Source organism: Phenylobacterium sp. (assembly GCF_031984885.1).
Classification (GTDB): domain Bacteria; phylum Pseudomonadota; class Alphaproteobacteria; order Caulobacterales; family Caulobacteraceae; genus Phenylobacterium.
On record NZ_DAMABV010000004.1, the window covers coordinates 101,645 to 116,037 of the forward strand.

Here is a 14,393-nt window from a genome sequence, read left to right on the forward strand (position 1 = left end):
CCATGAGCGACGACGGCCACCTCGACGCAGCCTTCTTCCTTCGCCGCGGCGCCAGCCGGGTGGGGGCCGATCGCATCGCCTTGCTGGAGGCCGTCGCCGAACTCGGCTCGATCAGCGCGGCGGCCAAGCAGGTGGGCCTGTCCTACAAGGGCGCCTGGGACGGGGTGCAGGCGCTCAACAACCTGTTCGACGCGCCGCTGATCGCCGCCCAGCCCGGCGGCCGCAGCGGCGGCGCGGCCCAGGTGACCGAGCGCGGGCGGGCGGTGATCGCCGCCTTCCACAAGGTCCAGGCCGAGTTGGGCGAGGCGCTGGCCCGGCTCGAAGCCCGCATGGGCGCCAGCGAGAGCGACCTGGGCGGGCTATTCTGGAGTCTTGGCATGAAGACCAGCGCGCGAAACGCCCTGCGCGGCGTGGTGACCAATGTCACGCCGGGCGCGGTGAACTCTGAGGTGACGCTCCGCGTCGCCGACGGGGTGGAGATCGTCTCGATCGTGACCCGCCAGAGCGTCGAGGACCTGGGCCTGGCGCCGGGCAAGCCGGCGATCGCCCTGATCAAGTCCAGCTTCGTGGTGCTGGCCAAGGGGGAGGGGCTGCTCACCTCCGCCCGCAACCAGCTCCGCGCCCATGTCCTGCGCCGCGAGGACGGCGCCGTCAGCAGCGAGATCAGCCTGGCCCTGGCCGACGGCAAGACCCTGGTGGCGACCATCACCCGCGAGAGCGCCGAGCTCCTGGGCCTGGCGCAGGGCGAGGTCGTCACCGCCCTGGTCAAGGCCCCCCACGTCATCCTGGCCGTCGAATAGGAACCCCGATGCGCACGCTTTCCCTGATCACCGCGCTTGCGGCGCTGGCCCTGGCCGGTCCGGCCCTGGCCCAGACCGTGGCGCTGAAAGGCCCCGACGGCGAGAGCGCCAGCCTCTCGGCGGCCGACCTGGCGGCCCTGCCGCAGGTCAAGCTGACCGTCACCCATCATGGCAAGACCTCGACCTTTGAGGGTGCGCCGCTCGCCGACGTGGTCGCCCGTGTCGGCGCGGCCAGCGGCAAGGCCGTGCGCGGCCCCGAGCTCGCCACCGTCATCCGCGTCACCGCCAAGGACGGCTACCAGGTCGTGTTCGGCCTGGCCGAGACCGATCCGGGCACCCGCAAGGGCCGCATCATCCTGGCCGATCGCGGCGACGGCGGCCCGCTGAAGGACGACGGTCCGTTCCGCCTGGTGGTCGAGGACGACCTGCGGCCGGCCCGCTCGGCCCGCATGGTCGAGACCATCGAAGTCATCCGTCTGGCCAACGCCAAGCCCGCCGAGGCGGGCGAGCACAAGCACTAGGAGCCTTGCTAGCCATGAAGCTGTTCCGCTTGATCGCCGCGCTGGTCGCCGCTTCGCTGATGGCGACGGCGGCCCATGCCGCCCCGGTCACCGTCTTCGCCGCCGCTTCGCTGAAGAACGCCCTCGACGAGGTCGGGGCCGAGTATGAGAAGTCGGGGGGCGAGGCCCGGTTCTCCTACGCCGCCTCCTCGGCCATCGCGCGCCAGATCGAGCAGGGCGCGCCCGCCGACGTCTACGTGTCCGCCGACACCGACTGGATGAACTATCTGGCCGAGCGCAACCTGATCGTCGCCGCCAGCCGCCGGGACCTGCTGACCAATCGCCTGGCCCTGATCGCGCCCGCCGACTCCAAGGTGGCGCTGAAGGTCGGCAAGGGCATGCCCCTGGCCAAGGCCCTGGGGCCGGGCCGCCTGGCCGTCGCCGGCCCCGACGTGCCCGCCGGCAAGTACGCCAAGGCCTCGCTCACCGCGCTGGGCGTCTGGGACGGCGTCTCGGACAAGCTCGCCCAGGCCGAGAACGTCCGCGCCGCCCTGCAGTTCGTCGCCCGCGGCGAGAGCCCGCTGGGGATCGTCTACGACACCGACGCCAAGGTCGAGCCCAAGGTCCGCATCGTCGGCCTGTTCCCCGAGGGGACGCACCCGAAGATCGTCTATCCGGCCGCCGTCGTCGCCAGCTCCAGGAACCCGGACGCCGCCAGGTTCCTGGCGTTCATGAGCACGCCCAAGGCCGCCGAGGTGTTCCGCAAGTACGGCTTCACGGTCCTGCCGGCGCGCTAACGCGCCTTGCGCCGGGCCAGCCACATCGGGAAGAGGGCGGCGATCACGCCGGCGACATTGGCGACCAGGTCCTTCCACTGGAAGGTCCCCGACACGACGCCGAGGATCTGGGTCAGCTCCAGCCCGGCGCCCAGGGCCAGGTAGAAGCCGCCGATCTTCCAGGGCTTGATCTTGGGCAGGGCCAGGATCGACAGCACGGTCAGCAGGTAGCCGTAGATGACGTGCATGACGGCGTCGGCCGGCGGCGCCCACTTCCTGGCGTTGTAGTTCGGGTCCAGGGCGCCGACGACGCACACGGCCAGGACGACGAGCAGGGCCGCGCGGCCGGCCCAGGTGATCACCTTCTGCATGCGCCCCGGCTTAAGGCGTTTCGCCGCCCGCGCCTATTGGGCGGCGAAGAACGCCTCGGGCCCCTCGACCTCGATCAGCCGCCCCTTGCGGATCTCCAGGAACCGGGTCGCGGCGCTGCGGGTGAAATAGCGGTCGTGGGAGACGAAGATGCAGGCGTTCTCCGTCCCCTCCAGTTGCGCCTCCAGCTCCTCCTGGCCCTCGATGTCCAGGTGGTTGGTCGGCTCGTCCAGCAGGTAGAGGTTCGGCCGCGCCAGCTTCATGCGCAGGAACACCAGCCGCGCCCGCTCGCCATGGCTGAGGTCGCCGATCGGCCCCTTGATGCGGACATAGGGAAAGCCGGCCTTGGCCAGCAGGGCGTTGGCGTCGCGGTCGGTAGCGCCCTCGGCCGAGGCCACGAAGTCGAGCAGGCTGGTCTTCAGCGGCAGGTCGGCCATCTTCTGGTCGAAATAGACCAACCGGCTCTGCGGGTTGAAGCTGATCGGCGCCTGGCCGTCATAGTGCTCCAGCTCCGGATCGAAGGCGCGCGCCAGGGCCGAGAGCAGCATCGACTTGCCCGCGCCGTTGACGCCCAGCAGGGCGATGCGGTCGCCCCGCGCCACGTTCAGGCGCTCGATGGCGAACAGCCTGCGCGCCTCATCCGGCGTGCTCACCACATAGTCGCGGATGCGCAGCGCCACCTTGGCGTCCATCTCGCCCTCGCCCAGCTCCAGCCGCCGCTCGCGCGCCGCATAGGCGCTGGTGCGCTCGGTCTCGATCCGCTCGATCCGCTTCTCGGTCGCCTTGGCGCGCTTGTGGAAGGCGTCGTTCTTCACGCCCCAGACGCGGTAGCGGGCCGCCACCTTCTGCAGGCGCTCGATCTCCTTGCCCTCCAGTTGCCGGCGGGCGGCGTCGGCGGCGTCGCGTTGCAGCAGCGCCTGGCGAGCCTCGACGAAGGGCGTCCTGAAGCTGTGGGCGCCGTCCGAGCGCAGGAACAGGGTCCGCGTCGTGGTCCGCTGCAGGAATTCGCGGTCGTGGCTGACGATCAGCATCGGCAGCCGCCCGTCCTGTTCGAGCCAGGTCTCCAGCGTGTTGATGTTCGACAGGTCCAGGTGGTTGGTCGGTTCGTCCAGGATCAGCAGGTCGGGCTCGGAGAGCCGCGCCGCCGCCGCGATCAGCAGCAGCCGTTGCCAGCCGCCGCTCAGCGACCCGAAAGCCTGCTGCGCGGTCTCGTAGGCGACGCCGATCTCGTCCAGCAGGACGTCGACCTTCCAGTCCTCGGACCCGTCGGTCAGGGGGAGGGCGGCCTCCAGCACCTCGCGGACGGTCTTCTCGCCCAGGCCGGCCGGCGTCTCCTGCGGCACGTAGCCGATCTTCAGGCCGCGGGAGCGGACGATCTGCCCGTCCATCAGCTCCAGCTCGCCCAGCAGGCACTTCAGCAGGGTCGACTTGCCGGCGCCGTTCTCGCCGACCAGGGCGGTGCGCGCATCGTCAAGCTGGAAGCTGACGCCCTCGAAGACCTTGTTGGCTCCGTAGAAGAAGCTGGCGTTCTCGACGCCCAGTACAGCCTGGCGAGATGACATCTTCGTGCACGCAGTATTCGGCCATGGCGGCGGGAGGCGAGGAGCCCCTTTGTAGACTTGGGGTTGCGGCTTGGCTGTAGCGCCAGGGAGACAATCCACACTTCGCCCACAGCAGAGTCGTCAATGTCGCCGACTCGACGGAACAATCTCGTGTGCTGACTGATTTGAGGCCCCAAATGCGTAGTTGCGGGCGGCGATATGGACGACGTCGGGGGAATGCCGGTGGGTGACGCGGGCGTATACGGCCGTCACGCCGTCGCCGAAGTCCTGCTTCGGCGCGCCTTCCAATCCTGGGAGAACCTGCTCGAACGCCTGCCCATCGGGGTCTATGTCTGCGATCGCAAGGGCGTGGTGGCGCACTTCAACCGCCGCGCCGCCGAACTCTGGGGCGCGGCGCCGTCCCCGGCCGGCCGGCCGATTCCCTTCGACCGCGCCTTCCACGCCGACGGCGCGGCGATGACGCCCGAGCAGTCGCCGGTGTCGGAGACCCTGGCCACGGGCGCCGCGGTCAAGGACCGCGAGGTGGTCATCGTCCAGCCGGACGGCCGGCGCACCCATGTCCTGGCCAATGTCGAACCGCTCTACGACGAGGGCGGACGGCTGATCGGAGCGATCAACTGCCTGCAGGACGTCACCGAGCTGCGCCAGGCGCGCGAGATGCTGCGCGCCCGCCAGGCCTGGACCCAGCGCGTGGTCGAGACCTCGCCGATCGCCATCTACCAGACCGACCCGGAGGGCCGGGTGCTGAGCTTCAACCACGCCGCGGTGACCCTCTGGGGCCGCGAGCCGAAGCTGGGCGAGGATCGCTGGTGCGGCTCGCACAAGCTCTACGAACCCGAGGGCGCGCCGCTGCCCCTCGACCGCTGCTCCATGGCCCAGGCCATCAAGGAACGGCGGCAGATCGCCGGGGCCGAAGCCGTCTTCGAGCGGCCCGACGGCAGCCGCGGCGCCTTCCTGGCCTATCCGACCCCCCTGGCCGGGGCCGACGGCGAACTGGTCGGCGCGATCAACATGCTGGTCGACATCACCGAGCGCAAACGCGCCGAGGACCTTCAGAAGACCCTGCTGGACGAGTTGAACCATCGGGTGAAGAACACCCTGGCCACGGTCCAGTCGCTGGCCGCGCACAGCTTCCACGACGCCGGCGACCTGGTCGGCATGCGCCAGGCGTTCGAGGCGCGGCTGATGGCGCTGTCGGGCGCGCACAACCGCCTGGCCGAGCAACGCTGGGAGGCCGCCGACCTGGGCGACCTCGTCGCGGGCGTCCTGGCCCCCTTTGGCGCCGAGGCGGCGCTCTGCGAGGGGCCGGCGGTCCGGTTGTCGACCCGCGCGTCGGTGACCTTCGCCATGGTGCTGCACGAACTGGCCACCAACGCCGGATGCCATGGCGCGCTGTCCTCATCGGAAGGCCGGCTGCTGGTGCATTGGACCCGCGTGGAAGACGTCCTCTTCCTCGAATGGCGCGAGACGCAGGGGCCCCCTGCCGCCCAACCGGCGCGGTGCGGGTTCGGCCTGCGCTTCATCCGCGGGGCGGTGGAACGCGAGCTCGACGGCCAGGTTGTGTTCGACTTTGCGGACAGCGGCCTGCGCTGCCGTATTTCCGCCCCGATTTCAGCGACGGTTTGAGCCAGTTCCCCACCGCTGGCGAGCTCGCCCGAGCGCGTCCCCCGTCACACGTGCGACGCGAAACCACAGACGTGTCATTAAGCCTTGAAATCAACCCACTTGCAGGGCACACGGACCTTCTGTCCTGCAAGCGGAGGCTGGCGCCGCCTGGCGTTTCGAGTTTCGAAACGAAGCGTCGGCAGCCTGGGCTTTGCATACCCCCCATTCCGCTCCCCCACCTCCAGGGCCCTGCATGTTTTCGTCCCTCTTCGGCGCTATCTCCAACGACATCGCCATCGATCTCGGCACCGCCAATACGCTGATCTACATGAAGGGTAAGGGGATCGTCCTGAACGAGCCCTCCGTCGTGGCCCTGCGCAACGTCGGCGGCCGCAAGGTGGTCCACGCCGTCGGCATCGAGGCCAAGCAGATGCTGGGCCGCACGCCCGGCCACATGGAGGCGATCCGCCCCATGCGCGACGGGGTCATCGCCGACTTCGAAGTCGCCGAGGAGATGATCAAGTATTTCATCCGCAAGGTTCACAACCGCAAGGGCTTCGTGAACCCCAAGGTGATCGTCTGCGTGCCGTCGGGGGCCACGGCGGTCGAGCGCCGCGCCATCAACGATAGCTGCCTGAACGCCGGCGGTCGCCGCGTGGGCCTGATCGACGAGCCGATGGCCGCCGCCATCGGGGCCGGCCTGCCGATCCACGAGCCGACCGGCTCGATGGTGGTCGATATCGGCGGGGGAACCACCGAGGTGGCCGTCCTCTCGCTCTCGGGCATCGTCTATTCCCGCTCGGTCCGCGTCGGCGGCGACAAGATGGACGAGGCGATCATCTCCTACATGCGCCGCAACCATAACCTGCTGATCGGCGAGACCACCGCCGAGCGCATCAAGAAGGAGATCGGCACCGCCCGCGCTCCGGCCGACGGCGAGGGCCTCTCGATCGAGGTCAAGGGCCGCGACCTGATGCAGGGCGTGCCGCGCGAAGTGCGCATCAGCGAGAAGCAGGCGTCGGATTCGTTGGCCGAGCCGGTCGGCCAGATCGTCGACGCCGTGAAGATGGCGCTGGAAGCCACCCCGCCGGAACTGGCCTCCGACATCGCCGACAAGGGCATCATGCTGACTGGCGGCGGCGCGCTGCTGCGCGGCCTGGACGCCGAGATCCGCGACCACACCGGCCTGCCGGTGACCGTCGCCGACGACCCGCTCTCCTGCGTGGCGCTCGGTTGCGGCAAGGTGCTCGAACATCCGAAGTGGATGAAGGGCGTTCTGGAGTCCACCCTGGCGTAGGATTGCCGAGTCGCGGTCTGGGGGAGGGTCCTCAGGCTGCGCCTTTAGGGCGAGCATGTTCAGGTGCCTCTTCGCGAGAATCCGTTTGGCGAACTGAAGGTCCCCCTGGCCTGGACGGCGGGGGCGGCTCTCGTCGTGGCCATGGTCGTGGCGCTGGTCCTGCTGCTGTCGGACCGGCGTGAGACCTTCCAGACCGAAGCCTACGGCGCCTCGCGCAAGGTCGGCGATGCGATCGCCGCGCCGGTCACCGGCGTCCTGGCGACCCCGGGCGAATGGATCGGCGACGGCGTCGAAGGCGTTCGCGCCTACTTCTTCGCAGTCTCCGAGAACCGCCGCCTGAAGGAGGAACTGCGCGAGGCCCGCGAGTGGCAGGCCGCCGCCCTGGCCCTGCGCGACACCAACGACCGCTACAAGGCCCTGCTGGGCCTGAAGACCGACCCGCCGATCCCGATGGTCGCCGCGCGCACGGTCAGCGAGGCGAGGGGCCCGTTCTCCAACACCCGCCTGGCCAACGCCGGCCGGGAAAAGGGCGTCAGGCCCGGCAACCCGGTGATGAGCGAGAACGGCCTCGTCGGCCGCATCATCGGCGTGACCGACGGCGCCAGCCGCGTCCTGCTGCTCACCGACATCGCCTCGCGCACCCCGGTGATGATCGACCGGACCAACGCCCGCGCCATCCTGGCCGGCGACGGCGGCCCCAATCCGCGCCTCGAATACCTGCGCGGCCAGGACCCGGTGAAGCAGGGCGACCGCATCGTCACTTCCGGCGACGGCGGCGTGCTGCCGCGCGGCCTGCCGGTCGGCGTCGCGGTCAAGGGGCTCGACGGGCGTTGGCGCGCCGTGCTGGCCTCGGACGCCGCCCCGGTGGACTTCGTCCAGGTCATGCTCTTCCAGGACTTCTCGCAACTGGCCGCCGCCGCCGCGGCCGAGCTGAACCGCATGCCCGTGCCGCCGCCGGCCAACCCGGCGCCGACCGTGGGCGTGACCTCGATCCCCGTCGCCGCCGCGACCCAGGCGCCGGCCGCGCCGCGCCCGGCCGGAACCGCGCCTGCGCCGGCTCCGAAGCCGCCCGCGCCGAAGCCCGCCGCGCCCCGGCCCGCGGCCCCGCAGCCGCAGGTCAGCCGCCCCGCGCCGCCGCCCGCCGCGCCGAGCGCGCCGGCGGTCCAGCCGCCGCCGTCGGAGGTTCCGTTCTAGATGGCCGGCGCACGCCCCTTGGCCCCCTGGCGCTGGATCGGCGTCCCGCTCGTCCAGTGCCTGATCCTGACCGTCCTGTTCTCGCTGCCGTTCCGGCCCTTCGGCCTCAGCCTGCCTGAGCCGATCTTCCCGCTGGCGCCGACCTTCGCCTGGGCGGTGATCCGCCCCTCGATGCTGGCCCCGGTCGGGGTGCTGCTGATGGGGCTGTTCCTGGACATCTTCTGGGGCGCGCCGATGGGGCTGTGGGCGCTCTCGCTGCTGCTCGCCTACGGCGGGGGCCTGGTGGGGCGCAGCATGATGGCCGGCCAGAGCTTTCCGGCGATGTGGGCCTGGTACGCGGCCGTCACGGCGCTGGCCATGGGGGCGGCGTACCTGTTCACGATGGTCGGGGCGCATGCGACAGCAGATCCCGTCGCCGTCGGCTGGCAATTCCTCGCCACATTCATATTGTTTCCCTTCGCTCATCTGCTCATCGATCGGTTCGAGGATGCAGACGTGCGTTTCCGTTAGGGTCCCGAAGCGATGGCCGAGCCGTCGATCTTCTTTTCCGAGGTCAATGAACGGCAGGGGGTCTTCCACCGCCGGATGTTCCTCATGGGCGGCATCGCCGGGCTTGGCCTGACCGCGCTGGGCGCGCGCCTGGCCCACCTGCAGATCATCGAGACCCAGCGCTACGAGAAGCTGTCGGCCTCGAACCAGTTCAACTTCCGCCTGGTCCCGCCGCCGCGCGGCCTGATCGTCGACCGCAACGGCGCGGTCCTGGCCTCCAACCGCCCGAACTTCCGGCTCCTCGTCTCGCGCGAGGACAACAACATGGACGTCGAGGGCACGCTGAAGACCCTGGCGACCTTCGTGCCCCTGGACGAGGCGCGCCAGTTGCGGCTGATCAAGGACATTCGGCAGAGCCCCAAGCGGGTCCCGGTCTCCGTGGCCGAGGACATGAGCTGGGACGAGTTCTCGGCCATCAACGTCCGCGCCCCTGAACTGCCGGGCGTCACCGCCGACATGGGCGAGGTGCGGGTCTATCCGTACGGCGGCGCGTTCGCGCACGTCATCGGCTACGTGGCCAAGGTCAACAAGGAAGACCTGACCTCCACCGGACCGAACTCCGATCCCATCCTGCTCAATCCAGGCTTCCGCATCGGCCGCCAGGGGGTCGAGAAGGCCTTCGACCTGCAACTGCGCGGCAAGCCCGGCGCCAGGAAGGTCGAGGTCGACGCCAACGGCCGCGAGGTCCGCCAGGACGAGGCGGGCGACATCCCCAGCATCCCCGGCAAGCGCGTCGAGCTCACCCTCGACGTCGACGTCCAGAACCGCGCGCTCGAGGTGATGGGCGACGAGAGCGGGGCCATCGTCATGATGGACTGCCGCACGGGCGACCTGCTGTGCATGGCCTCCTCGCCCAGCTTCGACGCCAACCGTTTCGTCCGCGGCCTGTCGGGGCCCGAGTACCGGGCGCTGGCGCAGTACGAGCGCAAGCCGCTGCTCGACAAGGTGATGACCGGCACCTATCCGCCGGGCTCGACCTTCAAGCCGACCGTGGCCCTGGCCGCCCTGACCGCCGGGATCGACCCCGAGGCCCGGGTTCACTGCTCGGGCGGCTGGTACTGGGGCGGGCGCACCTGGCGCTGCTGGAGGCATGGCGGGCACGGCTCGCAGAACATGCACGACGCCATCAAGAACTCCTGCGACGTCTATTTCTACCAGACGGCGCTGAGGATCGGGCCGGACCCCATCGCCAAGGCGGCGCACGCCATGGGCTTTGGCCAGATCTTCGACATCGGCATTCCCGGCCAGAAGAAGGGCGTCGTCGGCTCGCGCGAATGGAAGCGCAAGGCGGTCAAGCGCGAGCCGGTCTGGCAGCCGGGCGACTCGGTCAGCTACGGCATCGGCCAGGGCTACGTCGCCGTGAACGCCCTGCAACTGGCGGTGATGACCGCGCGCCTGGCCAATGGCAAGAAGGCGCTCAATCCGCGGCTCATCAAGTCGGTCGGCGGGGTGGAGATGCCGCATGGCGACGACGCGCCGGACCTGCCGTTCACCAAGGAACAGCTCGACTATGTCCGCGGCGGGATGGTCGCCGTGGCCAACGACACCGGCGGCACCGCCTATCGCCAGAGCCAGCTCGGCCTTGGCGACATCCAGATGGCCGGCAAGACCGGCACCGCCCAGGTGCGCTCCTATGCGGGCCTGGCCTCGCGCAGCAGCGCCGGGGTCACCTGGCGGCTGAAGGACCACAACCTGTTCGTCGCCTTCGCGCCCGTCGACGATCCGCGCTACGCGGTGGCCGTCATCGTCGAGCACGGCGGCCTGGGCGGCGCGACCGCCGGCGCGCCCCGCGCCCGCGAGGTGATGCGCGTGGCGCTCATGAAGGATCCCGAGCTGCGTTCGCGCATCGAGACGGCCATGCCCATGCCCGAGGCGCCTGAGCCCGCAGAGGCCGAAGGCGTCGCGCCCGAGGCTCCGACGCCGACGCCCGAGCCGGCGCCCGCAGCGCCGGCCACGACCGCCGGAGGCGCGACATGACCGTCAGCGCCCTGACCCGGCCGGGCGAACGCGATCGCCTGGTCGTCAAGCTCACCGAGGTCGACTGGCTCTTCGCCCTGGCCCTGTGCCTGATCGCTGGCGCCGGCGCCCTGATGATGTTCTCCATCGCCGGGTCGTCGTGGGAGCCGTGGGCCGCGAAGCACCTGACCCGCTTCGCGCTCTGCTTCGTCCTGATGATCGGCCTGGCGATGATCGACCTGCGGGTCTGGTTCGCTATCGCCTATCCCTTGTACGGCATAGGCCTGCTGCTGCTGGTGGCCGTGGAGGTGGCCGGCGACGTGCGCATGGGCGCCCAGCGATGGCTGGCCTTCGGGCCGTTCAGCTTCCAGCCGTCCGAGATCATGAAGCTCGGCATCGTGCTGGCCCTGGCGCGGTTCTACCACGGCATCCCGGCCGACAGCGCCCGGCTGTCCTGGTGGCTGCTGGTCCCGGCGGCGATGATCGGGGCGCCGACCGTGCTGGTCATGCACCAGCCCGACCTCGGCACCGCCATGCTGATCGCCATGACCGGCGTGGCCATCGTGGTGCTGGCGGGGCTGTCCTGGCGGATCATCTTCGCGGGCGTCGCGGCGTTCGTCGCGGCCGTGCCGCCGATCGTGATGTTCGTGCTGCACGACTACCAGCGCAAGCGCGTGCTGACCTTCCTGGATCCCGAGAGCGACCCCTCGGGCTCGGGCTACCACATCCTGCAGTCCAAGATCGCGCTCGGCTCGGGCGGCTTCTTCGGCAAGGGCTACGGGCTCGGGTCGCAGAGCCAGCTCAACTTCCTGCCCGAGAAGCAGACCGACTTCATCTTCGCCACCCTGGCCGAGGAGTTCGGCTTCCTGGGCTGTTTCTCGATCCTGTTCCTCTACGGCGCGGTGATCTTCATGGCGCTGCGGACCTCGGCCCTGGCGCATTCGCACTTCGGCCGGCTGTCGGCCGCCGGCACCACCGCGACCTTCGCGCTCTACGTCCTGATCAACGGGGCGATGGTCATGGGCCTGGCGCCGGTGGTGGGCGTGCCCATGCCGCTGCTGTCCTATGGCGGCACCGTCATGCTGACCGTGATGATCGGCTTTGGCCTGGTCCAGGCCGTGCGCGTGCACCGCTATTCCGAAGTCACCAGCGGCAAGGGCGCCTTCATGTAGGTCAGGCGACCCTGACCACCGTCTCGCCTTCGCCGACCGGCGGCTCGAAGCTCCGCACGAACTCCGCCAGTTTCCGGTCGTCGATCGGCAGGGCGGCGTTGGCGTCGAACCGGGCGGTCCTGGCGCTCAGGCGCAGCCTCAGGACGTCGACGTCCGCCTTCAGATAGATCAGCCGCCAGGTCCCGCCGGCCGCCGCCACGGCCGCCTTGAAGTCCTCGCGATGCGATCGGCTCCAGAAGCTGGAATCGACCACGACCGCGTGTCCCTCCTGCAATTCGTCGTGGAGGCGCGCGCGGATCGCCGCCCGGGCGGCCTCGACGTGCCCGGGGTAGGCTTCGGGCGGATAGTCCAGCCCATAGCGGCCGTGGCGGCGCCAGATCTCCTCGTCGATCGACAGCCGCGAGAAGCCGGCACGCTCCAGCTCCATGGCGAAGGTGGTCTTGCCGCTGCCGGCGATCCCGCACATCAGCACGGCCAGGCCGGGCAGGGGCCTCAGCGAAACCAGCGCATCGGCGAGGGTGACGGCCACGGCCTTGCGGGAGCTCCTACAGCTTGAGCGCCTGATCGGTCGCCCGCACCAGGCCATCGACGATCCCAGGCTCGGTCGAGGCGTGCCCCGCGTCCCAGACGATGTCGAAATTGGCTTCCGGCCAGGCGGTCTTCAGCCGCCAGGCGCTGTCCATCGGGGTGACCACGTCGAACCGGCCCTGGACGATCCAGCCGGGGATGCCGCGGATCTTGTCGATGTTGTTCAGGATCCAGCCGTCTTCCTTGAAGAAGCCGCCGTTGGCGAAGAAGTGGCATTCGATCCGCGCGAAGGCGATGGCGAAGTCGATCTCGTTGAACTTCGAAGGCCGCGCCTCGGGCCCGCGGATCGAGATCGTATCGCCCTCCCACTGGCTCCACGCCGCCGCCGCCTCGGCCTGGATGCGCCGGTCGGAGTGGGTCAGGCGCTTGTGATAGGCGCTCATCATGTCGCCGCGCTCGGCTTCCGGGATCGGCGCGCAGAACCGCTGCCAGGCGTCCGGGAACAGCATCGAGGCGCCCTCCTGGTAGAACCAGCGCAGCTCGCGCTGGGTCAGCAGGAAGATGCCGCGCAGGACCAGCGCCTCGACCCGATGCGGATGGGTGATGGCGTAGGCCAGGGCCAGGGTCGAGCCCCAGGAGCCGCCGAACACCGTCCACTTCTCGACGCCCAGGTGGATGCGCAGCCGCTCGATGTCCTCGATCAGCGTCCAGGTGGTGTTGTCGTCCAGGCTGGCGTTCGGCCGCGACTTGCCGCAGCCGCGCTGGTCGAACAGGGCCATCCGCCACTTCGCGGGGTTGAAGAACCGCCGCATGGTCGGGTTGATCGCTCCGCCCGGACCGCCATGCAGGATCACGCATGGCTTGCCGTCTCGATTGCCGCACTCCTCGTAGAAGATCTCGTGCGCCCCGCCGGTCGGCAGCCAGCCATAGGCGTAGGGCTCGTTGTCCGGAAACAGCCCCTTGCGGTGCGCGGAGGTCGAGACGGTGAGCGGCGGGGTGTTTCGTTCCATCCCCGGCAGTCTACTTCGGGAAGCGCCGCTCCATCCAGTCAAGGATGAGGCGATTGACCTCTTCGGGCTTTTCCTGCTGCGTCCAGTGGCCGCTGTCCTTGATCAGCGCCTTCTCCAGGTCGCCGATCACCTCTTCCATGCCCTCGGCCATGGCGGGCGACAGCACCACGTCCTTCTCGGCCATGATCATCAGGCAGGGCACGCCGTCGATGCGCGTGGGCAGGTCCGCCGAGCGCTCCCAGTTGCGGCTGAAGTTGCGATACCAGTTGATCCCGCCGGTGAAGCCGCTGGCATGGAAGGTCTCGACGAAGGCGGCCAGTTCCTCGGCGTTCAGCAACTGGTTGGCGGTGTCGGACTTGTCCCAGGCCTTCAGGGCGTCGCCGAAGGCAAAGGTCGATCCGCCCTCCGGAGCCGCCGCCGCCTGCGCGACCGCCGCCGGCCGGCGCATGAAGAAGCGGATGGTCTTGTCGACATCGGCGGCCAGGGCGGCGTCGGCGATCCCCGGCTTCTGGAACCAGACGATGTACATGTCCTCGCCGAACACCTTGCGCATGCCCTCGATCGGATCCAGCGGCGCGCGGCGCATGAACGGGGTGTTGAGGCCGATGATCCCGGCGACGCGGTCCGGGTGCATCAGCGGCAGTTGCCAGACGACGATCCCGCCCCAGTCGTGGCCGACGAACACGCCCTTCTCGGCGCCCAGATGGTCCAGCAGCCCGACCAGGTCGCCGGTCAGGTGCTCCATGTCGTAGTCGGTGACGGCCTCGGGGCGCGAGCTCAGGCCATAGCCGCGCTGGTCGGGCGCGATCGCCCAGACGCCGGCCGCCTCGCAGGCCTTGAGCTGATGGCGCCACGAGAACGCCAGCTCCGGAAAGCCGTGGCAGAAGATCAGCGGCGCGCCCCGGCCGCGCGGTCCGACCTCGTAATAGGCCATGTCGATCCCGTTGACCTGGGCGTGCTTCACGGGCGGCATCTGGCGGGCGAGGGCGGACGACATGCGGGCTTCCTCCGGATCTGTTCGCGGCCACCATGCCAGGGTTCCTTGCGCGGAAGGCAAGCGGTGCTTGGCGCCGGC

14 protein-coding genes are annotated in these 14,393 nt (G+C 69.9%); 9 read left to right on the forward strand and 5 right to left on the reverse strand.

Features of this window, described 5'->3' with window-relative positions:
* Positions 1-2 precede the first annotated feature (2 nt).
* Genes RTL41_RS07970 through modA form a run of 3 tightly spaced genes read left to right on the forward strand, consistent with a single transcriptional unit; the run spans position 3 to position 2,097 of the window.
* A complete protein-coding gene (locus tag RTL41_RS07970; RefSeq protein ID WP_312163087.1) occupies positions 3-800 on the forward strand; it encodes a TOBE domain-containing protein in 798 nt (265 codons plus the stop codon).
* A gap of 8 nt (positions 801-808) precedes the next feature.
* Complete coding sequence (locus RTL41_RS07975) at positions 809-1,321, forward strand: molybdopterin-binding oxidoreductase (RefSeq protein ID WP_312163088.1); 513 nt, start codon at positions 809-811, stop codon at positions 1,319-1,321.
* Between the two features lie 14 nt (positions 1,322-1,335).
* On the forward strand, positions 1,336-2,097 hold the full coding sequence (gene modA / locus RTL41_RS07980) for a molybdate ABC transporter substrate-binding protein (protein WP_312163089.1): 762 nt from the start codon (positions 1,336-1,338) through the stop codon (positions 2,095-2,097).
* Here modA and RTL41_RS07985 read toward each other — a convergent pair.
* Positions 2,094-2,447 carry a hypothetical protein gene (locus RTL41_RS07985; protein WP_312163091.1) on the reverse strand — a complete coding sequence of 118 codons (354 nt, stop codon included), beginning with the start codon at positions 2,445-2,447 and terminating at the stop codon, positions 2,094-2,096. The two genes, modA and RTL41_RS07985, sit on opposite strands and share 4 nt — an antisense overlap.
* Before the next feature lie 33 nt (positions 2,448-2,480).
* Positions 2,481-4,007 carry an ABC-F family ATP-binding cassette domain-containing protein gene (locus RTL41_RS07990; RefSeq protein WP_312163093.1) on the reverse strand — a complete coding sequence of 509 codons (1,527 nt, stop codon included), beginning with the start codon at positions 4,005-4,007 and terminating at the stop codon, positions 2,481-2,483.
* 198 nt (positions 4,008-4,205) lie between these two features.
* Here RTL41_RS07990 and RTL41_RS07995 point away from each other — a divergent pair, with 198 nt between their 5' ends.
* The 6 genes from RTL41_RS07995 (at position 4,206) to rodA (ending at position 11,780) form a co-directional block, all read left to right on the forward strand.
* On the forward strand, positions 4,206-5,633 hold the full coding sequence (locus tag RTL41_RS07995) for an HWE histidine kinase domain-containing protein (RefSeq protein ID WP_312163095.1): 1,428 nt from the start codon (positions 4,206-4,208) through the stop codon (positions 5,631-5,633).
* Positions 5,634-5,865: 232 nt separating this feature from the next.
* Positions 5,866-6,909 (forward strand): rod shape-determining protein, encoded by a 1,044-nt coding sequence (locus RTL41_RS08000; RefSeq protein ID WP_305299262.1) that lies wholly within the window; start codon positions 5,866-5,868, stop codon positions 6,907-6,909.
* Between the two features lie 63 nt (positions 6,910-6,972).
* Positions 6,973-8,103 carry a rod shape-determining protein MreC gene (gene mreC, locus RTL41_RS08005; protein ID WP_312163099.1) on the forward strand — a complete coding sequence of 377 codons (1,131 nt, stop codon included), beginning with the start codon at positions 6,973-6,975 and terminating at the stop codon, positions 8,101-8,103.
* Complete coding sequence (locus RTL41_RS08010) at positions 8,104-8,613, forward strand: hypothetical protein (RefSeq protein ID WP_312163101.1); 510 nt, start codon at positions 8,104-8,106, stop codon at positions 8,611-8,613.
* Positions 8,614-8,625: 12 nt separating this feature from the next.
* On the forward strand, positions 8,626-10,629 hold the full coding sequence (mrdA, locus tag RTL41_RS08015) for a penicillin-binding protein 2 (RefSeq protein WP_312163103.1): 2,004 nt from the start codon (positions 8,626-8,628) through the stop codon (positions 10,627-10,629).
* A complete protein-coding gene (gene rodA / locus RTL41_RS08020) occupies positions 10,626-11,780 on the forward strand; it encodes a rod shape-determining protein RodA (RefSeq protein ID WP_312163105.1) in 1,155 nt (384 codons plus the stop codon). Before mrdA ends, rodA begins: the two co-directional genes overlap by 4 nt.
* Position 11,781: 1 nt before the next feature.
* Here the strand turns inward: rodA and RTL41_RS08025 are convergent, their stop codons facing one another.
* The 3 genes from RTL41_RS08025 to RTL41_RS08035 are packed head-to-tail and all read right to left on the reverse strand — an operon-like array spanning position 11,782 to position 14,315.
* The gene (locus RTL41_RS08025; RefSeq protein ID WP_312163106.1) at positions 11,782-12,309 is read right to left on the reverse strand and encodes an ATP-binding protein; all 528 of its coding nucleotides are present in this window, start codon (positions 12,307-12,309) and stop codon (positions 11,782-11,784) included.
* 16 nt (positions 12,310-12,325) lie between these two features.
* Complete coding sequence (gene pip / locus RTL41_RS08030) at positions 12,326-13,318, reverse strand: prolyl aminopeptidase (protein ID WP_312163107.1); 993 nt, start codon at positions 13,316-13,318, stop codon at positions 12,326-12,328.
* 10 nt (positions 13,319-13,328) lie between these two features.
* Positions 13,329-14,315 (reverse strand): alpha/beta hydrolase, encoded by a 987-nt coding sequence (locus RTL41_RS08035; RefSeq protein ID WP_312163108.1) that lies wholly within the window; start codon positions 14,313-14,315, stop codon positions 13,329-13,331.
* Positions 14,316-14,393 lie beyond the last annotated feature (78 nt).